Here is a 22,140-nt window from a genome sequence, read left to right on the forward strand (position 1 = left end):
GCGCAGCCGTCGCCGATCCGGGTCCGTCATCACCGATGATCATTCCAGCGACAACGCGCCGATCATGAAATCGGGTCCTCGCACGGACTACATCTCGGTGCCGCCTCGTTGGCCGAACCGCAGTTGTGGCACGTCGTACAGGTCAGGGTTCGGCAGGCGGCTCATCCTCGGCGAGCTGATCTCGATGATGAGCATCTCGGTGAGGAACTGGACCGTGGCATCCAACAGGTGACTGGTGTGGGCCGTCGCGCTGTGTTCCTTCAGTCCGACCGTGACGTGGATGTGGGGTTTGATCGTCTGGGTGCTCTCGTCCCAGGCGATGGTGCCGCCACCGAGCGCCTCGACGTTGGTCAGGTCGACGTGGGACCAGACCGGGGCGTCGGGGTTGTCGAGCCGCTGACAGGTGCCGACGATCCTCGCGGTGCTGAGGCCGGCGATGAAGACGGGGATGTAGCCCTGCTTGATTCCGTGTGCACGGCAGGTGTCGGTGAGGGCGGTGAAGAAGTCGTCGCCGTGGTCGAAGACGACGCCGATCATGCAGCCTGGGGTGAGTTCATGGCTACGCATTCGTGGTACTCGTCTCCAGTTGATCGTTGCTGCCAGGGCAGCTATATCCACGTCAGGTGCCACCATTATGGAGTGGGGCCGGCCTATGGTTGGTCTCGCTGCAGAGAATGATTCGCTGGGTGGCTTTTCGTGTCGGCCGCATTCGGAAGCCGTCGGGTCTCGGCGGGTGTTTCACGGATGACGGCTTCTGTGGCGTCCAGTGCGACGGCGAGTTCGGCCAGCAAGGGTTCGGGTATGCCGCCGGTACCCAGGCCGCAGGCGGTGACCTGGTCGGTGAGTTGTTCGGCTTGTCGTTGGGTGAGGATGGCGCGGCATCCGGGGTGGGCGAGGACGTCCCGGGCGGCGTATCCGTCGGTGAGGGCTCGTTCGATGAGGTCGGCGGCGATGGGCTGTGCGGCAGGTTGCTCGACGCCGCCGAGCGCGTCGACGAGGCACATTCCGAGGCGGGTGTGGAACACGACGAGGCCTGGCGCGGTGGTGTCCAGCGTCTGGTAGGCGGCCACGGCGTGTCGTTGAGTGGTGCCCATGGTGGGCGCTGGCTGGCACAGCAGGGTCAGGGATGCGGTGACGGCGTGTTCCCACGGTTCGCCAGGCGCGGTACCGCGTAGGAGTTCCAGGGCGCGTGTCCGTCTGCCGGCGGTGGCGTGGGCGATGACGGCGATCTGCCGGCCGTCGAGCATGCGTCGACCGATGCCGTTGTGTTGGTGGAGCCGGTGGTAGGCGTCGTCCCATCGGCCGGCCGTGGCGAGAGCGTGTGCGCCGCTGGACAGCAGGACTGTCCAGAGCCACTGGCGGAGTTCGCGGTGTGCGGTGGGGCCGGGGGTGAGGCGTGCGGCGGGGATGAGGATGCCATCGATGGTGATGTCGGTCCGGGATGCGACGGCGTAGTAGAGGGCTTCGAGGAGTTTCCAAGCTCCGGAACCGTCGCCGACGCGGGTGCGTAGCCGGGCGAGGTTGATGATGGGTTCGAGGCTGTGACTTGCTGTTCGGAAGTCGGACGCTGGGTCCGCGAGCGCGGAGCGGGCGAGCCGTGTCGACCATTGGTGGGCCAGGTCGGATCGTCCGCAGTCTGATGCGAGCAGCGCGGCGAGGTTGATCACGGCGGTCCCGGCGGCGGGGTCGTGGTCGCGGTTGGCGGCGGCAGCGCGGCGGGTCAGGCCGGCAACCCGCTCGGGCAGTGGGGTGCAGGCGGGTCGGGGTCGGGCGACGAGGGGAAATCTGCGGGCTTGCACCCCGGTCGGGTCCATCAGCTACCGCTTCCCGCCCTGGCCGTGGTAGCCGTCGCGGCGTGCGAGTGCTGGTTGGTGGCGTCTGCGCCCGGTGGGGTGGTGGGGTCTGGGCCGAAGATGACGGTGGCGGCGTGGGTGGCGAGGACGGCCTGGGTGGTCGCGGGAAGGCCGATCCGATTCATCGCGAAGATGACGTGGTGGGCGAGGACGTCGCGCAGCCCACGGCGGAGGCCGCCGGTGTCAGCGAGGTGGGCCAGGTCGCGGCCGGCGGTGGTGAACGCGGCGGCCCAGTCCGCCGCTCTCAGGTGTGGCCGGGCCGGGTGGGTGAGGCTGCGCGCGTCGGTGCTCATGAGCCGGCGCAGCGCTGCTTGGAGAGCCAGTGTCTTGTCTGGGCTGGGTGTGTCGGGCGGGGGGCGGTGGTGGGCGACCTTGGACCAGACGTCTCCTTGTTCGTACCAGTCGAGGCGGGCCCCGCGCAGCAGGGTGCTGGCGAGCAGGATCGCGATCTCGCGGCGACGACGGGTGGTGAGCTCTGTTGCGGTGGTGGCGAGGTAGCCGAGCACGTGCCGGCTGTCGGCGTGCCACAGTCGGTGGGCGACCGCCATCGCGTGGTCGCCGCCGAAGGCGCAGATCTCGGGTTCGTAGACGACCTCGACGGCGCGGGTGATGTGCCGTTCACGGATGAGAATGTCGAGGCGGCCGAAGAGGTGCTCCCGTGCTGCGGTGGTCGCGTTGCTGGGGAGGTAACGCAGCCGCCACTGGGGTGTCTTACGGATGAAGAACCAGCCGGTGATGTGCCTGTCGGCTTCCGCTTGGATGAGCATGGGGGCGAGGTGAGTGGTGGCGGTGTGCTCGGCCTGGTCCGGATCGGGCAACTCGACGGTGATCTGGAGCCACGGTGACGGCATCATGGCGTTCCTTCGAGGGTCGGGTGGTGAGGGCCGGTGTGCGGGTCGGGTGGTGTCAGGCGAGCAGGAGGACCGCGTCCCATCCGGACATGGGGGCGGTTCCGGTGCCGACGGCGTGCAGCGCGAGGGCGGCGCCGGCCGCGCCGTCCATGAGTTCCGGGGCGGTCATCGGCTCACTCAGTAGCTGGGCGGCGAGGTGGCTGGCCAGGTTGGGTAGTTCAGCGGCCAGTGCGGGGCTGTGGGCGTCGATCGCCATGCGGAATGCGGCGTGGAGCAGGCCTGCTTTGCCGTGGCACAGGCCGATCTCGGGGAGGAGGTCCGGTCGGGCCGGGTCACGCAGTGCGGCCAGGATCCCGCGTTCGGCGACTGCCTGCCGGCGGGGGTCGCCGAGAGCGATGCCAGCCAGTTGTTGGGCCCGTGCGGTGCCGGCGATGCCGTAGCACCAGGAGGGCCGGGGCCGGTGCGACGGTGCGAGGCGGCCGGTGTGGTCGATGGTGAGGTAGCCGGGCCACCACGGGCCAAGGTTGTCGTCTTGGTGCCATTGGTCGGTCCAGGAGCAGAGGCGGGTGAGAGCGTCGCGCAGGCCGGTGGTGGTCAGGTCGTGAAGGACGGCGAGGGAGAGCAGCGCGATGACGGCGCTGATTCCGTGGGCGACTCCCAGGTTCCCGTGCCCGTGCGGGTGGTCGGGGTCGGGTTCGCCGGACAGGCCGACCTGCATCCACCACGGTGGCAGATCGGTGGCACCGCGCTGGCCGAGCAGGGGGCGGGTGAGGCGGACCAGGTAGGCGAGCACGTCGCGGGTGACGGGGTGGTTGGGGTGGCGGTGCAGGTGGTAGACGGCGAGTCCGGTCAGGCCGTGGATCAGGTCGAACTCGCGCATCGGCAGCGGATCACCCCGGTCGATGCGGGCATGGGCGGCGGCCAGGCGCGCTCGGGTGAGGGCGATGGTGGTGTCGTCGAGTGCGGCCAGCGCGCGCCGGTAGCGGGTCGTGCCGGTGGCGTGCAGGGCGAGGCCGAGTGCTGGTGCGCCGTGGAACAGGTTGGCGTTGCCTCCGGTACTGATCGGCTGGGATGTGGCGAGTTTCAGCCAGGTCTGGGTGACGGTGTCGTCGCCGTGGCCGGTGTGGGCTCGTTCGATGTGCAGTAGTGCGATACCGACCGCGCCGCCCGCGAGGGACTGCGGCCTCGCCCGCCCTTCGAATGCGGGCGGGATGGCATGTGGATCGGCCAGCGCATCGGCGATGGCTGTCGACGCCGCGAGCGCGCCTTGGTGCGCAGGGCTCATGGTTCGTTCCGGGTGCGGGCAGTCCAGCTCAACGCGGCGGCACGGGCCAGGTGCAGGCAGGCGCGTTCGCTGTCCAGGTCGGGGCCGATCATGCGGGTGTGGTGCAGGTGCAGCAGGTCAGGCAGCACACTGTCCACAGCAGCGCCTGCGGTGTGCAGGGTGGCGCCGTAGGTGGTCAACGCCTCTCGGCGCCGCTGCCATGCAGCCCGCAGCTCTGTGCCGTGACCGAGTACGTCCAGGCCGGTCTGGTCGGGGTTGGCGAGTGCGACCGTGCGCTGATACACGTCGCGGGGTGGGGCGGACCGCTGCGGGCGTGTGTGGTCGATCAGCCACCGCATGCCGGCGGTGGTGTTACCGATCAGGGCGGTGGTGAGGTGCAGCAGGCTCGCCGCGGTGACCGCACGAACATCGGATGCCCGTCCGCTGTCGATGGCAGCCAACTGCGTGACGGCTGCTGCGGAGTCGACGGCGAAGACCCCGGCGACGGCAGCGTCGGCGGTGGGACCGCCGAAGCGGCCGGTCTCCGGGTAGTCAGTGTCGACCTGCACTCGGGCGATCAGGCCGACGCGGCGCAGCCCGGCCGTCCACTCGGCGAGCGTGGCGAGGTTCGCGGCGCCGGTCAACCGCAGCCGCAGGTGCGGATCCGGGTCTCCGTAGCGCAGGAACCACCACCGTGTCTGTGGGTCGAGCTGACGGAGCAGGAACGGGAGGTGGCGGGTGAGGATCGGTGTCTGCCGGTCGGGATGGCCGTACAGCTTGACGAAGAGGTGTTCCCCGGCGCCGGGGAGGTGCCCATGTTCGCGGATGTCGACCACGGGTGCGGTGGCGAGCGCGTGTGGTGGTGGCGCCGGGTCGACTGTGGCAGCCAGGGGGACGACGATCTCGTGGGCGCGTCCGCCGATCCAGCCGGCCGTGTCAGGTGGGGGCGCGGCGCGCAATACGGCGGTCGGGGTGCGGCGCAGGTGGTCGCGCAGTAGTGCCTGATGCGCCGGCTCGGCGAGGTCCAGCCGGATGCGCTGGTCGCTGTCGCCGAGGTACACCCCCGGCGGGCAGCCGGTGGTGGCACGCCAGGATGCCAGTGCCCGGCTCCACTCCCGCCAGCTCGCCCCAGGACCGGGCAGGGCGTCTGCTGATAGCAGCCAGCGTGCCGGTGACAGGATGGTCCGCTGGTAGCGCAGAGCGGGCAGGAACGGCAATCCGCTCGCAGCACCCCAGTCGAAGCCGTCACACGGTGCTGTGAAGGCGGTGGGTGCCTCGGTGAGGAACCGCACGATCGGCAGGGTGTAATGCACCTGCTCGACCGCGTTGAGCACGATCGGCTCCACCACACGCCGCCGGGACACCGACACCAGGTAGACCCGGTCGGCGTCAGCGGTGACCGCGATGTCGTCCAGCGCGATCCGGTCGGGCGCGTTGTCGTGGTATTCCCCGAGCGAGACGTGGTGCGGCATCACGTGGGGGGCGCGGGCCACGTCCTCGGTGACCGTGTAGAGGGTCGCCGCCGACACCTGGACTCGCAACGCACCACGAGTCACCTGAGGTAGCGCCGCGTACGCGCCGGTGATTCGCTTCCGGTCCGCAGGGTCGAGCAGGTCGAGGAACCGCCCGGTGACGGTGCCGGCGTTGCGGGACACGCCGACCACCTCCAGCTGAAACTCGCCCCGGTCGAGGTCCCGGGTGGTACGGGCGTGCACGGTGACGGTCAGTTCGGTGCTCGGCTGGACGGACACGGCGGGTGCGCCGCCGGCGAGGTCGGCGATGGCGGCGTCATCGAGCACGACCTCACGCTCGCGTCGCAGCGCCGCGTCCTGGGCGAGGGCCATCAGCTTCCGATCCCGCGCGGTCAGGGCCGGCGGCGGGGCGGGGGTAGCGCCGCGGTAACCGGCTGGGTAACCCAGGCCGAGATCGACGTCCACCGCGTCCCGGACCGGCACGACCGCATGGGGTCCGTAACGCTCGAGGAAACGGCGGTGCCACGCCGCCCAGCCCTCACGGCCGGCAGCGGCGAGACGCACCAAGGCGCCGGCTGCGCGCGCCGCCTCTACCGCAATCACCTCGGGAACACGCACGTCGGCGTCCAAGCGCAGGTCCACCGCGACCGGCGGCTCGTCGGCAGGGTGCAGACTCGTCATCGTCTCGGCCAGCCGCGCACCGGGCGCCGCGGTGTCCGACACGGCCCGTTCGGAGAGGGTGCGCAGCACGGCGAGCGTCGCACGCGCCTGGGCGGGCGCGCTGTCGCCGGGGGTGCTGGCATCGGCGTCGGCCACCGCCTGCTCAAGGCCCGCGGTGACGGCGGACAGCGGGTCGGTGCAGGTGGTCGCCGGGCGTAGCGCGGTCAGCAGGAGACGTTGCGTCACCATCCGCGCGAGCAGCGCATGTACCACCCCGACGGGGGCGCCGTGGTCGGCGGCAAGCGCGGCGGCCAGATTCCCTAGCCGAATCGGGTCCGCCGCCGCCGTCAGCGCCGCGAGCACCGGGCCAGTGGCGCGCACGTGCACCTGGGTGGGCCGCTCCCCGGGTTTCTGGTGGGTGCGGTGCTCCAGCACAATCTGCCCGTCGCGGCACTTCAGGAGGTTGTTGGCGCGGACAGTCAGGTGCGGCCGAAGCACCGGATCGGCCTCCAGCCCGTCGACCAGGCCCATAAGCCACGCCGCCCGTACCCGTGGCACCGCCCGGTGCCCGTCACCGAACCGGACGGCGGCGGTGGGGGCCAGACCCGCGGCGGCGATCCCAGCGAACAAGCCGTAGGGCGTCGCCCGGCCACGCATCCGCAACAGGTAACGCAGGACCGACACCACCACCCGCCGAGCCTCACCCTCCCCGACACGGCCGTCGCACACCGCGCGGACACGGTCGGCGAGCACGGGACTGGCCAGCTCCACCGCCGCCGCGAACCGCGGTGCCGCGAACACCTGCCCCAACCACCACCGCCACGACCCTGCTTCCTGCGGGCCGGTCAGGTCCGGCCACCAGCCGACCAGCCGGTCGGGAGGGCAGGGCGTCGCGCGAACCACCAGCGCGTCCAGGTGCCGGTACACACGTCCTCCCCTGCGAACGTGAGGGGCCCGGCCGCGCGGCGAACGCCACGCGGCCAGGCGCCCCGGATCTGCGTCTTACTTCGGGCAGCTGGTGCAGGCGGACTGGCAGGTCTTGCCGCACCCGTCGTTCGTCATGTAGATCAGCTTGTCGACGCCCTCGCCGGACTCGACGAAGCTGATGTCCAGCTCCCAGTCGTCCGGCCCGAACTCGTCCTTCTTCCCGTCCACCGCCACCGGCGACACGGACGGAGCGATCCGCTCCTCGGTCATGATCGACACGACAGCCTCCTTCGAGGGGGTTGTGATCCACCCGGCGTCCCGGCCGGGACGCCGGTAGCTGTCAGCGCCAGGACACCGCGACGACGCCGTGGCGCTTCGGCACGTACCAGCCGTCCGGCACGCCCGCGCTGGTGGGTAGGTACTCGATCCGGGCGGCCCCGCGACGGCGGAAGTCCGCCGCCCAGCGGCGCAACAGCCGGACATACCGGTCAGCGACTGTCTCGGCCTGCGGGCCGTAGGCGTAGACACCGCTCTCCCACCCGCCGAGGTCCTCGTTCTCCCGTTTCGTGCGGTAGGCCAGACTGCCGCCCTCGACCACGGCGGCCGTGCCGTAGGTCACCGCCGGGGTGAATACGCCCTGGTCCACCAGCTGCTGGCTCGCGTACAGGAAGGGCACGTGGGGTGCGCTGGTTACCACGAACAACTCCAGCTCGTCGGGCATGTCGAACGCCGCCCCGGACCACCGCTCGGTCCTCGGCGCGTGGACCGCCCTGCGCAGCGCCGGCACGTCGAAGCCCGGATCCGGGCCGTCGATGCGCAGCGTCGCCTCACCGTGGATCGGCACGAGCGTCTCGGAGTACGTGCCCTCGCCCTGCATCGGCACGAACCCGCCGAGGCAGTAGCTGTGACTGAACAGACGCCCTCCGGCCAGGTCGAAGGCGACGCAACGGGAAAGGCCGGCGAACCGCAACGGCACCACGATCCGGCCGTGTTCGGACAGCTGGGCGATCCAGGCCGGCGGGATGTCCCACGCGCCGACCGTGACGATGATCCGGTCGTACGGTGCATGCTCCGGCACGCCGTGTTCGGCGTCGGCCTGCACGACCCGCACCCGGTCCTCGTAGCCGGCGCTCTGCAGGCAGGCGCGGGCCCGCGCGACGATCTCCGGATCGATGTCCACCGACGTCACCGCCCCCTGCGGGCCGACCAGCTCCGCGATCAGCGCCGCGTTGTACCCACCCGAACCGATCTCCAGAACCCGCATCCCCGGCTCGATCTCGGCCTGCTCCAACATCACCGCCTGGATGTGCGCCGCCGACACCGAACTGAGCGCCGTACCGTCCGGACCGGTCTTCGTCACCAGCGGGGTGTTCGAGTCGTACACCATGTCCAGCGGCTCGCCTGGGGCGAACAGGTGACGCGGCACGACCGAGAATGCCGCAGCCACCGCCTGCGACCTGATCGTGTCCTCTCCCAACTCCGCCACCATCGCCGCCCGCAGCGCCACCGGATCCCGCACAACACTCCCACTAACGGTAGTCATGTCATCACTTCCTGGTTATGTGATTGGTTTCCGTCGCCGGCCGAAGCCAAGTCAACCTGCAGACAGCTTCGCGAGAGGTTGTGGAGCCGGCAGCCGTCGCGCCGGCCACAGGGCGCGCCCTTCGCCGCTCCGAATCCCGGTCTGGCATCCGTGATGCCAGGAACCAGTAGACCCGCCCGACCGCGTGTCGAACACCCTCGACACGAACCTTCGACGCGCGACCCGGCGGTCCCACCCCAGACCAGCAAACGGGAGCTCATCGCACGCGCAGAGCCACCTTGTTCACGATCAGAAGCGTCCACCCCGCCGACTCCGAACCCCGGTACTCCGTCAGCACAGTCCGGCATGGAGGTCGGGCGGGGCGAAACGCGCCGCGCTGTCGGCGCACATGGTGGATGTCCCGCGACGACCGCGCGATGCGCTCCACCTATCAGCCGACACCACGGAGGCCGGGCATGGTTGAAGGCTCCTACCGCCGCCGGTAGGGTGCCACGAACGCCCGCCGCCCAGCGAACCGCTGATACGCGATGCGGGCACCATTAGCCCCGGGCACCGAGGGCAGGTAGTTGTGACGACGAAGCCGACCGTCGCCGCGCTAACGATCATCTCCACCGCTGCAGGTGAGGTGGTGTTCGTCCGGCAGCAGCGCGGCCCGTACGCGGGATGGCTGCTGCTGCCCGGCGGCAAAATTGAGTTCGGAGAGTCGGCGCAGGACGCGGCCCGCCGGGAGACGGTGGAAGAAGCTGGCTTCGAGGTGAGCGAGCTGACACTGACCGGGGTGTACGAGATCCGCGCTGAGAACGGCTCCTACCACTTCGTGATGTTCGCCTTCCACGCCGGCACCGCGACCCAGGTGGCGGCCGGCGGGCATCACGTGGACGGCGTGCTCCAGGCAGCGGTCGACGACGTGCAGCCGCATCCGACGGTGATGCAGATCCTCAACGACGCGGGTGTCGGCCGCTACCCCGTTCGGGACATCGAGGCAGGACTGTGCCGGGACGGGATCCTGATGCGCGGGCATCTGACCGCAGCTGCGGGCACCCCGACCTGACGGGCTCACCGGCCGACCGCCAACGCCGCCACTGACAGGTGTGGGACGGCCGGTCCGGGTGGCGATCAGGCTGGATCACGGCAGGTCTCGTGGAGCAGTGGTGGTGAGGATGTCGGCGAGTTCTTGGGCGGCGGGGTTGGTGCGCAGGGTGGTGGGGATGGCGCGGTAGAGCTCGGTGGCACGGCTATGGATGAGGCCAGTGTGGAAGGTGGCGGGTATGGCGGTGAGGGCGTTGGTGGCGGCGTGGCAGGCGTCGAGGGTGTTGCCGTCGTGGTGGTGGCAGGTGGCGGCGTCGAGGTGGAGCAGGGTGCGGGTGAGGGTGCTGGTGGGGGCGGATAGTGCGAGGGCTTGGGCTTGGCTGGTTCTGGCGTGGGTGGTGTCGCCGAGGGTGGTGAGGGCGTGGGATAGGTGGACGTGGTGTTTCTGGTCGCAGTGTCCGAGCCAGGTGTCGGCGCGTTCGGTGTCGGGTAGCGCCTCGGCGATCCGGTCGGCGGCGCGGAGGTTGGTGTTGGCTTGGTGGCGGTTGCCGGTGAGGGCGTGGGCGCGGGCGGCGACGGCGGTGGCGAGGGCTGCGGCGGCGGTAGGTGCGTTCCCGGCGGTGTGGCGGGCTTGTTCGGCGAGTCTGGCGGCGGCTGCTGGGGCCCCGTAGTTGAGGGGGACCATGGCGGTGCGGGCGAGGACCCAGGCGTGGAGGGTCCGGTCGCCGGCCTCGTCTGCGGCACGCGCCGCGGTGGTGAACCAGGTGAGCGCTTGGCGTCGGTGGCCGAGGTCGTGCAGGACGATCGCGGTCATGCCGCCGAGTTGGGCCATGAGCCGGGACAGGTCGATGCGGGTCGTTGCGGGTTGGGGGCGTTGCAGGAGTGCGGTCAGGTCGGCGACGTCGGCGACGAGGTTGGCCAGGACGGTGGCGGGTGCTCTTCCGGCGTAGCCGTAGCTGTGTTGTTCGGTGACGGTGTGCAGGTGGGCCAGGGTGGCGGGGCCGCTGGACGCGGTGAGGGCCTTGGTGGCGTTGGTCAGGATCTCGGTGATCGGTTTCAGCGCCGTGGTGGTGAGACCGGCGGCGAGGGCGCCGTGTAGGAGTTGTCGGCGATGCATGGACGCGTCCTCCGTCCGCGACTGCGGGCCAGTGGTGCTGTTCTCCCAGGATCGCGCGGCGAGGCCCAGCATGCCACCGGGGATGTGGAGACCATCGGCGATGCGTTCGACCGTGTCGATGCCGGTGATGGTGGCTTTGCCGTGGGCGATCAGGCTGACCCGTTCCGGTTTGATGCCGGTCGCGGTGGCGATGGCGTTGTAGCTCAGTCCGGCAGCTTTCGCCGCCGAGAAGACGACGCTGAATGTGCGGGTGGTCAACGCCTGCACGATGGTGGGGTCGTCGAGGAGACCTCGGGCGATCTGGTGCGCTGACGTCGGAATTCCCATGTGGTTTCCCCCGGCGGTGGCACGTCGATGCCGCACTCTAACGCCTTTTCAACGGTCCTGATCACCCCATTGTGGGGTCCCCGCCGTGGGGTTACGTCTCGGCTGGTTGGTGGGCTGAGGTGAGGTTCCCCGGCCACTGCGCGTCCACGGCGATTTCCGCTTCGTACGAATCGCTGTTGGCGGCTTGTTATGGGCGGTCGGCTTTCTCTGCCTGCGAGCGTGAGGAGTTCGGCATGGAATTTCCACGGAGCCTGCACATCGCCACGTACGACATGAGAGGAACTGTCGTCGACAGCGGATTAGCGAAGCCGTGTCGGCAGACCGGTCTGGTGGTGCACACCCATCAGCTACTCGGTGAGGTGACCCGCCGCTATCCGTCCACGCGTCTGGCGATCACCCAGACCGGCGCCGACACGCCGCCGTACCGGTTGCGGACCCCGGACGGACACCTGGCGTTGGCTCAGGCCATCGCGACGTCATTTCCCCGGTATCTCGGAGCCGCCGACGGCAGGGGCAAGGACCCCGACCTGGTCCGGGCCTACTACGAGGAACGGATCGACGACCCGGGCAACCCGGTCTACCACTCCCTGGCCAGCCAGTACGCCCAGGCCATCCGCCGTGCCGCGTCGCGGAACCTGCTGCTGCAGAACATCAACCCGATCACGGCGGTGCTGAAGGCCGAGGAGTTCGGGTACCTCGACGCCAGCGGGTTGGGCCGGCTCAACCTGACCGGCATCGTGCACGACATCTCCGGCGCGCAGCGACGGTTCGACTACCTGCGTCGCCGGATCGAGCGCACGGGACACAGCGTGTGGCTGATCGCGGTCTCCAACGCGGTCCGGGCGGCGCTCATCGCCGCCGGCATCCCTCCGCACCGAGTGGCCACGGTACTCAACGGGCTCGACGTGCACGGCTTCCAGGACCAGGTGAACCAGGCGCGGGCCGGCGGGGTGTTCGAGGCGGTCCGCAGGCGCAACCAGCTGCCCGCCGCAGGCCGGATGATCCTGATGTCAGCGCGACGGGTCGCGTGGAAGGGACACCACGACCTGGTCGACGCGGTGGCGATCCTCGCCAGCCGCGGCCTGTGTGAGGGCATGTACGTGGCGATCAACGGCCACGGTCTGGTCGACACCCGGGACCCCGACTACGAACACGACCTGGCCAAAGCGATCACCGAACGCGGGCTCGTTGACCAGGTGTTCCTCCTCGACGACCTCACCCCCGACGAGGTCGCCGCCTGCTACGGCGCGGCACACATCGCGGTGCTGCCGTCGCGGCTGCCGGAGGCGTTCGGCTACGCCAACATCGAGGCGATGCTGGCCGGGGTGCCCGTCGTCACCACCGCCCACGGCGGTCCGCTCGGCTACATCGACCACGAACACTCCGGCCTCCTCGTCCACCCGGCCGATCCGGTGGCCCTCGCCGACGCCCTCCAGCGCCTGCTCACCGACCCCGACCTGCACGCCGGGATCACCGCGGCGGGGCGGTCGAGCGCGCGACGCTTCTCGGTGGAGAAAATGTTCGACGGCTACGCCACTGTCCTCGCCGCGCATCCCGGGGCCGGGCGCTGATGGCCACCCTGATCCGCCCCGGTCGGGCCTACGTCCGCATCGGAGAGGGCCGCCACAGCCAGGTGTACCGGCGGCCAGGCAGCGAGCGGGTCGTCCAGCTGTTCAGGGCCGACTGCGACACGCTGACCGTGGCAAAGCTGCGCCGCGAGCACGACTACCTCCTCACAGTGTTCGCGCCGGTCCTGCCCCGGCTGATTCCCCGCCAGCGGCTGTTCGCCCCCACACCGGACGCGCCACTGGGGCAGGTGGTAATCGTCAAGGAGTACGTCGAGGTCAACCCCCAGCTCCGGCTGACCGCCGCCAGCCCGTCGCAGCTGCCAGCCTCCACGATGCGACAACTAACCACGTTTCTGCGCCTGGTGCGTCACCTGCTGCTCGACACCGCGCCGGACACCCTGTTGGGCACGGACGCCTCGCTGATTCCCGACATCATCGACCCGCCCCTGCAGAACCTGGCCGTGGATACCAGCGGAACCCTGCGGCTGCTGGACACCAACCGGCTCATCAGCACCGCCGGACTACGACGCCTACAGCAAGCCGGTGAAACCCTCGACCCGGACCGCCACACGATCCACGCCCTGCTGCTACGCCGAATGATGTTCCTGGAGTCACGCTGGCGAGGCCGCCGTCTCGCCGAGTTGGCAACCGACCCCGTCTACACCCGCTACCTGTCACCGAGGGACATGACGCGACTGGCCTCGGCGAGTGCCACCGCCGGCGAATCCATCACACCCTGACCACCGGTCATGAGAGCGACGAGCGGGCGGGAGACGCCATGAACATGGGATACCGCGACCACGACCGACAGCGGCGGATACCGGAGCCAGACCGGGACCAACACGATCCACGGTGGGCTCAACACGACAAGGAACGCCTCCAGCGGAGCCGCGCGCTGCGGGCGTTGCGAGGTAAGACCCAGTCCGTCGAACCCGACGCCGCCCACCGGCCGATGAACCGCCTCACCCACTCGTACGCCGTCGCACGGATCGGCCGGCACCTCGCCGACGGGCTCGACGTCGACATCGACCTCGTGGAGACCGCCGGCCTGGCCCACGACATCGGCCACCCGCCGTTCGGGCACAACGGTGAACGCGCACTCGACGAACTCGCCCAACCCTGCGGCGGCTTCGAAGCCAACGCCCAGACCCTGCGGATCCTCACCCGCCTGGAAACCGACACCGTCGACGTCGACGGTGTCTCCTACGGGTTGAACCTCACCCGCGCCACGCTGGATGCCACCTGCAAGTACCCCTGGACGGCAACCGCCGGGCAGCGCAAGTACGGCGCCTACGCCGAGGACGCCACGACCCTGCGATGGATACGCGCCCACCATCCCGACCGGCAGGTGTGTATCGAAGCCCAGATCATGGACTGGGCCGACGACATCGCCAACGCCGTACACGACCTCGCCGACGGCATCCGCGCCGGAAGCATCCCCACCGCAGCCCTCGCCGACCCCACCGACCACACGATGCTCGCCGTCGAGCACTTCACCACCGCGCCCCTGCCTACCGCCGAGGACGCCGCCCACGACCTCGCGGCAATCCCCCAGATCCGCGCCCTCGCCGCCCGCCCCTATGACGGCACACCCCAGGCCAGGGCAACACTCGCCCAGTACACGCAGGCGATGACCACCCGAATGATCACCGCCGCCGTCGCCGCGACCCGCGAACACCATCCGCAGCACGCACTGACCCGCTATGCCGCCGATCTCGTCGTGCCCCAGGCGACACGCGCGGAAGCCGCAATCCTCAAGGCACTCCACCTAAGCCATGTCCTGCGTGACCCGGCCCGGCGGGCCCGACGCCAGCGTCAACGCGAACTCCTCGCCGGCCTGTTCACCTGCCTCCACCACCATGCGCCCGACACGCTAGAACCGTCGGCACGGCATTCCTGGCACGCGGCGCCCGACGACCGCGGACGGCTACGTGTCGTCGTGGACCAAGTCGCCGCGCTCACCGACCACCAAGCCGTGGCCCTTTACGGCAGGACGCTGCGCACCGCGACCCGGTCCACCACCACGGCGGCTACATCCGGCACGCCTCCAGCGGGGTGACCAGGATCGCCCGCGCTCCGGCCCGCTTCAAATCGTCCATCGTCCGCTGCACGCCGGCCCTCGGGACCATCGCCCGGACCGCCATCCAACCCTCACGCGCCAACGGCGACACGGTCGGCCCTTCGATCCCGGGAGTCAACGAGCACGCCGCGTCCAGCGCCTCGGCCGGGCAGTCGTACTCGACCATCACATACCGGCGGGCGGTCAGCACACCTTCCAGCCGCTGCACGAGCGCGTCGATCGCCCCGGCAGCCCGCTCCGACTTCCGGGACGCCTCACTGCGGATCAGCACCGCCTCCGACTCCATCAACGGCTCGCCGAACGTCACCAGCCCACAGTTCTGCAACGACGTGCCCGTCTCCACGACATCGGCGATAGCGTCGGCCAGGCCCAGACTGATCGCGTTCTCCACCGCCCCGTCGAGCTTCACCAGCGACACACTCACCCCAGCCTCAGCCAGGTACTTCCCGACCAGAGTCGGGTAACTGGTGGCCACACTCAACCCCGACAGGTCAGCAAGCCGCCGCGGGCCGGCCGGTCGGGCCGCGAAGTGGAACCGCGACCGAGAGAACCCCAACCGCAGCACCTCACTGGCCGGGGCACCCGAATCCAGAAGCAGATCCAACCCGGTGACACCCACATCGAGGGCACCCGATCCGACGTACACCGCGATGTCACGAGGCCGCTGGAAAAAGAACTTCATATTGTTCTCGGGATCATTGCACTGCAATTCCCTGCCATTACCCCGATGGACCAGGTAGCCGGCATCGGTCAGCAGCTTGAACGCCGCCTCACTCAACGATCCCTTATTCGGCACGGCCACCCGCAACGGAGTCACAGACATGCGCCACATCATGACACAACACCCCACCACCACAACGCCGATAATCCGCCCCCGCCCGCCCACACAGCCCACAGTCCGGCAGTCATCGCGGTGAACCGGGCATCGGCCAGCCCAGCTGGCGTGCCGGACCACCCGGCAGGCCCTCGTCCGCGCCGCCGCCGACCACCTGACCCCTCACCATGACCAACGCTCTGGCGACCCTTATCAACGCCGCACCCGAGCAACTCGCTTGCCTCGGCGTCGACCCGCAGTGGTCGGTAGCGTCGATCGACGCGGCGAAGTTCGACAACCGCCCCGCCTGGGACAACAAGGGTAAGTTCGACAGCCGACCTGGCTGGGACAATTGGAACAAGAAGAAGTAGCCCCCTACCAAGGGACGCGCGGGGTGGCATGCCCACCCCGCGCCCGCACAGTTGAGGACACGCGTACCACCACGATCGGCGACGTGAAGGTCCTGCTGTCGGACCTCGACCCGGATGACCTCGACAGCACCACGGACCTGGCCGAGTGCCTCACCGAGGCACTCGTCAACGGCGCAGCGTGGCACGGCTCGCACCTTGAGGATGTCAGCATCCGCAGCAGTCTGATCACCGGCGTGGACCTGAGCGAGAGCACCTGGGAGGCGGGCAGCCTCTACGGCTGCGAGATCACCCGCACCGACTTCTCCGGCGCGACCCTGACCGGCATCACCATCGAACGCTGCGCCATCACCGGTTCCCGGTTCACCGGCACCAGACTCACCGACGTACGCCTCAAGGACGTCCTCTTCGACGGCTGCCGCTTCGACTACGCCACCTTCCAACGCGTCACCGCCGCCGGCTCGGTCGCGTTCACCGACTGCACTTTCGCCAACGGCGCGTGGTCGTCCTGCCGACTACCTCGCATCGCGCTACGGTCATGTGACCTCACCGGACTGGAACTGGACTCCTGCCACCTCGACGGCACCGACCTGCGGGGCAGCCGGCTTCACGGCCTCAAGACGCCGCTGGACAACCTGCACGGCACCATCCTCGGCCAGGACCAGCTTCCTGACCTCACCCGGCTAGCCGTCGCCGCCCTCGACCTCACCGTTCAGGAGGAGTAGATCCCTAATGGCTGAACCCACTGGCAGCCAGGACACGATCGTCTGCATCCGGGGCACTCCGGCTCGGGCAAGAGCAGCATCGCCCGTGAGCTACGACGCCGATACGGCCAGGGCTGCGCACTGGTCGAGCTTTCCGGAGCCGACACAAGGTGCGCGTGCGCGGTGCGGTAGAGGTAGATGCGTCGCTCGCGCCGGCAGTGCGCGGGCCACTCGTTGATGGCCGCTGTCGAACTGCCCATGGCCTTGTCGGGCTGCTGGGGACGGCCGTCGCTGTTGGGCGGGCGGGAGTTTCGGTGTCATGATCTGGCGGTCTGTTCGTCATCGCCGAGCGTGCCCGTAGCCAGGACATCCCACGCGTAGCTACCGGGCTCGCGGCGTAACTCGACAAGCTCGACGCCGTGAACGACGGTCGTGACGGATGCGACGCGGCGGAGGCCGGCCACCGCGTCGATGACCGGCGTCGCGTCGGTCGGAGCGTTGTTGTAGGCGATGCTGACGTGGGGGACGAACGCAGTGGCGCGCGTGGGGACTGCACGTTCGCCTCTGACCTCCGCGAGCGCCTGCCGCAGGACTTGGCGAACGCTGTGCACCGGGGGATGGGGGCCCGCGCTGAATCGCACAGCGCCCGCTGATCCCGTCAATGGCCCCACCCGTAGTGGAATCGGGGGGAGGATCGCAAGCCGTCGCTGCGCTGCTGCCACGATCTGGTCGAGCTGCGCGGCAGGCACTTCGTCTGTGAAGCCAACCTTCTGCACGGTAAGGTGCAGCCATTTCAGGGGAACCATGTCCAGCGTCGGTATATGGCCAAGCGCGGCCTGGCATCTCGATGCGAGCGCCCGAACAGTTCCGCTCTCGCCGAGACGCAACAACCAAAGGTAGGAACGTCGACCTGGACGCCAGCCCGCCCGTTCCCAGTGATTGGTCAGAGAATCGAGCGCGCGGTAGCGCGCCCAGTCTTCCTCGACGTAGCCGTGCCGTTCACGCCCTTCCCTGGATTCGTCAGAGAGGGTTGTCATTGTCCGGCTTCCGCTCATGCAACCACTGCCGCACTTCATCGGTGAATGCCGCTACAGGTGCGTAGCCCGAGGATCCTTGCAACCCTGCGGCGAAGGACCGCAGTCGCTGCTCGATCGACTCGATGCGGTTGCCTTCCGCAGCGGCCATCGCCGCGCGGGCCAGCACCAGGGCCTGGTCCAGGTCTTCGGTCAGCGGGTCGATCAGGGCGGATGCCATGTCCAGGCGCACCAGAGCCTGACTCCACCGCGACGGCGAGCTATCCACAATGTCGAGAGCGCGGCCAGCGAACTGAAGGACCGGCCCGGCGTTTCCCAGCCCAAGGTGCGCGGTAGCGGCATTCGACGCAGTGCGTGCTTCGCTGTAGACACCGAACGATATGCACGGAGTCATGCCGGGCTCCGGGGAAAAGGCGGCAAGAAGATCGTAGGCGTCACCGACCGCCTTCTCGACCGCGCGACGGTCACCCAGCCTCCCATGCGCCCTCGCCTCACCATTCACCGCGAGGCGCACCGCTTGGCGTCCCGTGCCGGCGAAGCGCCGGCCGTCCTGCGCGAAGGCGAGAGCGTCACAGTAGCTGCCCGCATAGAACTCGGCCAGACTCTGCGTACCCCGCACCCACGCCTGAAGATCACGATCGTCGGCCTGCTCCGCCAACTGGAAGCACTCCAGCGTATACGCGCGGGCCGAATCAAAGCGTCCCAGGTTGACCGACATGTAACTCAACAGACCGGAAAGACGCCCCGCAACAGCCAGCAGCCGATGCTGCTGCCTCGGACGCGCCCGGCCCATCAACATCGGCTGAACACGCCGCCGCTCCCGGACCAGGACCGGCGCGAAGACCCGCGGCCCCCGCAGCTCGTACGAATCGACCACCTCAGCGACGAACGCCTCCATCGCGTCGAGGAACGACTCGTCGAGCACGTACGCATGCTGGTCACGGACCCGCGCCTGCACCTCCGCGACAGGCTCGACCACCTCGTCCCACCGGCCCGCCGCCACAGGCCCCGCAGCCGGGTCAAGCGACGCCAACGCCCCCCAGCGGGCATGACGAGCCGCTTCCGCCTTCTCCTGCTGATACCGGGCATCAAGGGACCGGTACTCGTCGTACCCGGTGAGCAGTTCACCGCCGGACCGCAGAAGCGTCTCGCACTGCGCCCAGAAGACCCGGTCCACCACCTGCCGGCCACTCTCGACGTTGGCCACCGTGCTCCGCGTGCTGTGCACCAGCCGCGCGACATCGTCCTGAGTCAGCCCACGCTTCCTACGCCACACCCCGAGCCGCCGCCCGAGCGCCCGCTTCACGTCACTGAGTCCCTGCGGATCCATGAGGACGTCCCCCCACGTCACCGGAGGGGCTGATCACCATTCGCTACTGACCCCTCACGGCACGCTGACAGTAGACGATTGCGGCAGCAAGAGGCCATCCCACCTGAGCGCACCACCGTACATGCCCTTAGGCCAGGAGACATCGAAATCCACCAGGCTCAACGACGAAACTAGAACAGATTCGCGTACCAGAATGTGGGAACCAGCAACGGTATACCCCACCATGATCAAAACCCACCCGGACACGACAACCGCGCACCGGACAGGGCCGGACGTGAGGGATGCTCGTCGCACGAGCACCCACCGAGCACCCAACCGACCACAAGGGACGGATAAGCGAAGGGGCCTGACTGCCATTTCGGCAGGTCAGACCCCTGTTGATCTTGTGCGCCCGAAGGGACTCGAACCCCTAACCTTCTGATCCGTAGTCAGATGCTCTATCCGTTGAGCTACGGGCGCTGGTGCTCGGCCAGTTTACACACCTGGCTCCGCGTGCAGTCTCGGGGATTCGCCAGCGGCTCGTCCCAGATCCTGCCTTCGGCGGTCTACGTTACCTGACGGGTGACCGGATCGCGCAACGGGGATACCCCACACCCGCTCGGGGCGCGTCGAGGACAGCGGGCTGCCCGGCGCGGCGCTGGTCGCCCGGAGGGTGCCCTGATCGCCCCTCGAACTCGCCCTCCCGGCGCAGCAAGAAAGCCGCGCCCGAGGGCGCGGCTTCGAATCCGGACGGGCCTGCCGTCCGAGCTTTGCGCGGAGACTCCGGGATTCGAACCCGGGAGGGGCTTTAAGACCCCAACCGCATTAGCAGTGCGGCGCCATAGACCAGACTAGGCGAAGTCTCCCCGGTGGTTGATAAGCCACCGGGCCCGAGGATACAGTCCCCGCCCGGCCGGGAGCAAAGCGACTACCGGAACCAGGCGCCCACGGTCGGATGAGCCTCGCTCCACCGCCGTGATCAGGACTAGGCTCCATCGACATGCAGGAGCAGCCGCCCAGCGAGCAGACCAAGCCGGAATCTGCCGAGGGAGCACGCCGGCGCTCCCCGAAGGCGACCTTCACCCCGCCGCCCACACCCGCACCGCCGGCTCAGGATCCGCCGGGCAGCTCCGGTACACCGCGCCCCCGGCGTGCCAAGGCCGCGCCGAGCGTGTTCTTCCAGCCACCGCCCGCGCCTGAGCAGGTAGCAGCCACGCCCGAGCAGGCAGTACCCCGATCGGCGGCGGCTCCGCCGCTGACCCCCACACTGCCGTTCGCCGTCGCGCCGGTCAGCACGGACGAGCAGCCGGAGACGCGGACCGACCCGGCACCGGGTGACCCCGGCGGCCAGTCGCCTGCCGAGGCGTCGACAACTTCCTCCACCCGGAAGAAGGTCGCCGCGAAGCCGAGAAAGAGCACCGCCAAGAAGGCAGCGCCGAAGAAGGCCGCCCGGGAAACAATCGAAGCCGCCCCGGAAGCAATCCAAGCCAGGCCGGAGGCAACCGAAGCCACCCCGGAGGCAATCGAAGCCAGGCCGGAAGCGACCGAGACCGAACCCGGCGCGATCGATGCCGGACCCGCGCCGGTCAGGAAGACAGCGGTCAGAAAGGCGCCAGCGAAGAAAGCGCAGAAGACGGCCGCAGCACCGGCCAAGGCCACTCGGGCCCGAAAGGCCACGAAGCAGGCCAGTCCGGCAGCGCCGGCCGGACCGGGCTCGGCCACCGGCGAGGTCCGGCCGGGTGACACCTCGGCGGGTACGGCGGAAGTGGGGTTGCGGACGCTGGCGGTGCGTGTACTCGATCATCCGGGCTTCGCTCCGGAGTTGCTGGCGCTGGCGGCGGTCGACGCGCTCGGCCCGCGTGCCGGCGCGTGGGCCCGGCGGCTGCGGGAGACCTATCCGCGGGCGGACGGCGACGGGCTGGCCCGGTTGGCGACCCAGCGGTTCGTCCGGCAGGCCGCGGTCGGTGGGGCGACTGCGGCACTCGCCGGCGCCTTCGCTCCGGCGGTCGAACTGGTCGCGGTGCTCTGGTCGCAGGCGAACCAGGTGCTGCACGTGGCAGCGGCGTACGACCGCGATCCGGCGCACCCGGAGCGGGCGGCCGAGCTGCTGGTGCTGACCCAGGTGCACCCGGACCTGACGAGCGCCAGGGCGGCGCTGGCGGCGGCGCGGGCGGCCGACGGGCCGGGGGAGGCGCCGGGGCCGCGCGCGGTGGAGGCGGCCTGGCGGCTGGCTGCCCCGCTGACCGCGCAGGCCGGCGGCTGGTTGGCGCTGCGGCTGGCGTCCCGGTTGCTACCCGGCGCGGCGGTGCTCGCCGCGGCGGCCGGCGACTCGGCGGCGGCGCAGCGCCTGGCGGCCCGCGCCATCGCCACCTACCGCCCACCCGGCCGGCAGGGCCCGCCGAGCGCAGGCTCAGAGCCAGGTGAACCAGGAGTCGGGAAGCAGGGTGTAGCCGATGAAGGCGGCGATGTCGAGTAGGGCGTGCGCCACGATCAGCGGCATGACCCGGCGGGTACGCAGATAGCAGAGGCTGAACACGACCCCCATCACGGCGTTGCCGACGAACGCGCCGAAGCCCTGGTAGAGGTGGTAGGAGGCGCGTAGCAACGCGCTGGCCGCGACGATCGCGGCGACCCGCCACTGAAGTTGACGCAGCCGGGTCATCAGGTAGCCGACCACGATCACCTCCTCCAGGATCGAGTTCTGGAGGGCGGCGAGGATCAGCACCGGCACCGTCCACCAGAGGTCGGGCAGCGCCGCCGGCACCACGGTGGCGTTGAGCCCGAGCTGGGCCGCCGCCCAGAACAGCGCCAGGCCGGGCAGCCCGATCAGCGCCGCCAGCCCCGCGCCCTGGGCGAGGTCGACCCCGGGCCGCCGGCCGTCCAGGCCGAGGGTCCGCACCGGATCGCCGGGGTCCCGCGCCAGCAGGTGTACGGCGAGCAGCACCGGCAGCAGCGCGAACACGATGCCGAGCAGCTGGTACGTGAGATCGAGGTAGGGCCGGACCGACGCGGAGGTGTTCAGGGCGGCGGTCTGCCTCGACAGCCCACCTTCCGCAGTGAGCTTCGCGATGATCGAGACGGTGGCGTAGACGGCGGATTGCCCGAGCGAGAGGCCGAGCACCAGCAGCGCCTCGGTGCCGAGCATCCGGCGGGACACCGGACGGGTGAGCTCAATGGTCACCGCACCACTCTGCCCGACCGGGTGCGCCGGCGGCAGGCG

General features: G+C 69.7%; 20 protein-coding genes, 2 tRNA genes and 1 pseudogene. 8 read left to right on the forward strand and 15 right to left on the reverse strand.

Annotation, left to right across the window (positions count from 1 at the left end; genetic code table 11):
• Nucleotides 1-87 precede the first annotated feature (87 nt).
• From IEY61_RS06195 to fxlM, 7 genes are all read right to left on the reverse strand, one after another.
• The gene (locus tag IEY61_RS06195; protein ID WP_189041433.1) at nucleotides 88-567 is read right to left on the reverse strand and encodes a PPC domain-containing DNA-binding protein; all 480 of its coding nucleotides are present in this window, start codon (nucleotides 565-567) and stop codon (nucleotides 88-90) included.
• Nucleotides 568-650: 83 nt separating this feature from the next.
• Nucleotides 651-1,814, reverse strand: a complete 1,164-nt coding sequence (locus tag IEY61_RS06200) for a hypothetical protein (protein WP_189041434.1) — start codon at nucleotides 1,812-1,814, stop codon at nucleotides 651-653.
• The gene (locus IEY61_RS06205; RefSeq protein ID WP_189041435.1) at nucleotides 1,814-2,704 is read right to left on the reverse strand and encodes a thiopeptide-type bacteriocin biosynthesis protein; all 891 of its coding nucleotides are present in this window, start codon (nucleotides 2,702-2,704) and stop codon (nucleotides 1,814-1,816) included. Before IEY61_RS06205 ends, IEY61_RS06200 begins: the two co-directional genes overlap by 1 nt.
• Before the next feature lie 55 nt (nucleotides 2,705-2,759).
• Nucleotides 2,760-3,989, reverse strand: coding sequence for a lanthionine synthetase C family protein (locus tag IEY61_RS06210; RefSeq protein WP_189041436.1), 1,230 nt, complete (start codon nucleotides 3,987-3,989; stop codon nucleotides 2,760-2,762).
• The gene (locus tag IEY61_RS06215; protein WP_189041437.1) at nucleotides 3,986-7,027 is read right to left on the reverse strand and encodes a lantibiotic dehydratase; all 3,042 of its coding nucleotides are present in this window, start codon (nucleotides 7,025-7,027) and stop codon (nucleotides 3,986-3,988) included. The genes IEY61_RS06210 and IEY61_RS06215 overlap by 4 nt, the downstream gene beginning before the upstream one ends.
• A 75-nt stretch (nucleotides 7,028-7,102) precedes the next feature.
• Entirely contained in the window at nucleotides 7,103-7,297 is a 195-nt protein-coding gene (locus IEY61_RS06220; RefSeq protein WP_189041652.1) for an FxLD family lanthipeptide, read from the reverse strand.
• 70 nt (nucleotides 7,298-7,367) lie between these two features.
• Nucleotides 7,368-8,570 (reverse strand): methyltransferase, FxLD system, encoded by a 1,203-nt coding sequence (fxlM, locus tag IEY61_RS06225; RefSeq protein WP_189041438.1) that lies wholly within the window; start codon nucleotides 8,568-8,570, stop codon nucleotides 7,368-7,370.
• 568 nt (nucleotides 8,571-9,138) lie between these two features.
• Between fxlM and IEY61_RS06230 the strand changes: the two genes are divergently transcribed.
• Entirely contained in the window at nucleotides 9,139-9,621 is a 483-nt protein-coding gene (locus IEY61_RS06230) for an NUDIX hydrolase (protein ID WP_189041439.1), read from the forward strand.
• A 75-nt stretch (nucleotides 9,622-9,696) separates the two neighbouring features.
• Here the strand turns inward: IEY61_RS06230 and IEY61_RS31765 are convergent, their stop codons facing one another.
• Nucleotides 9,697-11,043: a helix-turn-helix domain-containing protein gene (locus tag IEY61_RS31765; RefSeq protein WP_189041440.1), complete on the reverse strand. Its 1,347-nt coding sequence runs from the start codon at nucleotides 11,041-11,043 to the stop codon at nucleotides 9,697-9,699.
• A gap of 233 nt (nucleotides 11,044-11,276) precedes the next feature.
• Between IEY61_RS31765 and IEY61_RS31770 the strand changes: the two genes are divergently transcribed.
• The 3 genes from IEY61_RS31770 to IEY61_RS06250 are packed head-to-tail and all read left to right on the forward strand — an operon-like array spanning nucleotide 11,277 to nucleotide 14,670.
• Complete coding sequence (locus IEY61_RS31770; protein WP_189041442.1) at nucleotides 11,277-12,614, forward strand: glycosyltransferase family 4 protein; 1,338 nt, start codon at nucleotides 11,277-11,279, stop codon at nucleotides 12,612-12,614.
• Nucleotides 12,614-13,351, forward strand: a complete 738-nt coding sequence (locus IEY61_RS06245; RefSeq protein WP_189041444.1) for a hypothetical protein — start codon at nucleotides 12,614-12,616, stop codon at nucleotides 13,349-13,351. Before IEY61_RS31770 ends, IEY61_RS06245 begins: the two co-directional genes overlap by 1 nt.
• A 38-nt stretch (nucleotides 13,352-13,389) precedes the next feature.
• Nucleotides 13,390-14,670, forward strand: a complete 1,281-nt coding sequence (locus IEY61_RS06250) for a deoxyguanosinetriphosphate triphosphohydrolase (protein ID WP_229705723.1) — start codon at nucleotides 13,390-13,392, stop codon at nucleotides 14,668-14,670.
• On the opposite strand, the gene hisG is transcribed toward IEY61_RS06250, so the two are convergent.
• Nucleotides 14,642-15,514 (reverse strand): ATP phosphoribosyltransferase, encoded by an 873-nt coding sequence (gene hisG, locus IEY61_RS06255; protein ID WP_189041446.1) that lies wholly within the window; start codon nucleotides 15,512-15,514, stop codon nucleotides 14,642-14,644. The genes IEY61_RS06250 and hisG overlap by 29 nt on opposite strands.
• A gap of 179 nt (nucleotides 15,515-15,693) precedes the next feature.
• Here hisG and amcA point away from each other — a divergent pair, with 179 nt between their 5' ends.
• The 3 genes and pseudogenes from amcA to IEY61_RS31070 form a co-directional block, all read left to right on the forward strand.
• A complete protein-coding gene (gene amcA, locus IEY61_RS06260) occupies nucleotides 15,694-15,876 on the forward strand; it encodes a multiple cyclophane-containing RiPP AmcA (protein ID WP_189041448.1) in 183 nt (60 codons plus the stop codon).
• 23 nt (nucleotides 15,877-15,899) lie between these two features.
• Nucleotides 15,900-16,598, forward strand: a complete 699-nt coding sequence (locus tag IEY61_RS06265) for a pentapeptide repeat-containing protein (protein WP_189041450.1) — start codon at nucleotides 15,900-15,902, stop codon at nucleotides 16,596-16,598.
• A 7-nt stretch (nucleotides 16,599-16,605) separates the two neighbouring features.
• Nucleotides 16,606-16,727, forward strand: a pseudogene (locus tag IEY61_RS31070) (kinase); the annotation flags it as partial.
• A gap of 167 nt (nucleotides 16,728-16,894) precedes the next feature.
• Here IEY61_RS31070 and IEY61_RS06270 read toward each other — a convergent pair.
• The 5 genes from IEY61_RS06270 to IEY61_RS31075 all read right to left on the reverse strand — a co-directional run bounded on the left by IEY61_RS06270 (nucleotide 16,895) and on the right by IEY61_RS31075 (nucleotide 20,642).
• The gene (locus IEY61_RS06270) at nucleotides 16,895-17,614 is read right to left on the reverse strand and encodes a 2'-5' RNA ligase family protein (protein WP_189041452.1); all 720 of its coding nucleotides are present in this window, start codon (nucleotides 17,612-17,614) and stop codon (nucleotides 16,895-16,897) included.
• Nucleotides 17,598-18,941, reverse strand: coding sequence for a helix-turn-helix domain-containing protein (locus IEY61_RS06275; RefSeq protein WP_189041454.1), 1,344 nt, complete (start codon nucleotides 18,939-18,941; stop codon nucleotides 17,598-17,600). The genes IEY61_RS06270 and IEY61_RS06275 overlap by 17 nt, the downstream gene beginning before the upstream one ends.
• A 386-nt stretch (nucleotides 18,942-19,327) precedes the next feature.
• Nucleotides 19,328-19,400: transfer RNA gene (locus IEY61_RS06280), tRNA-Arg, on the reverse strand.
• A 295-nt stretch (nucleotides 19,401-19,695) separates the two neighbouring features.
• Nucleotides 19,696-19,786, reverse strand: a tRNA-Ser gene (locus tag IEY61_RS06285).
• 244 nt (nucleotides 19,787-20,030) lie between these two features.
• Complete coding sequence (locus IEY61_RS31075) at nucleotides 20,031-20,642, reverse strand: hypothetical protein (protein WP_229705724.1); 612 nt, start codon at nucleotides 20,640-20,642, stop codon at nucleotides 20,031-20,033.
• A 64-nt stretch (nucleotides 20,643-20,706) separates the two neighbouring features.
• Here IEY61_RS31075 and IEY61_RS06290 point away from each other — a divergent pair, with 64 nt between their 5' ends.
• Complete coding sequence (locus tag IEY61_RS06290) at nucleotides 20,707-21,396, forward strand: hypothetical protein (protein WP_229705725.1); 690 nt, start codon at nucleotides 20,707-20,709, stop codon at nucleotides 21,394-21,396.
• Here IEY61_RS06290 and IEY61_RS06295 read toward each other — a convergent pair.
• Nucleotides 21,331-22,101: a CPBP family intramembrane glutamic endopeptidase gene (locus tag IEY61_RS06295; protein ID WP_189041456.1), complete on the reverse strand. Its 771-nt coding sequence runs from the start codon at nucleotides 22,099-22,101 to the stop codon at nucleotides 21,331-21,333. The two genes, IEY61_RS06290 and IEY61_RS06295, sit on opposite strands and share 66 nt — an antisense overlap.
• Nucleotides 22,102-22,140 lie beyond the last annotated feature (39 nt).

It is taken from the genome of Micromonospora sonchi (genome assembly GCF_014646235.1).
Classification (GTDB): domain Bacteria; phylum Actinomycetota; class Actinomycetes; order Mycobacteriales; family Micromonosporaceae; genus Micromonospora; species Micromonospora sonchi.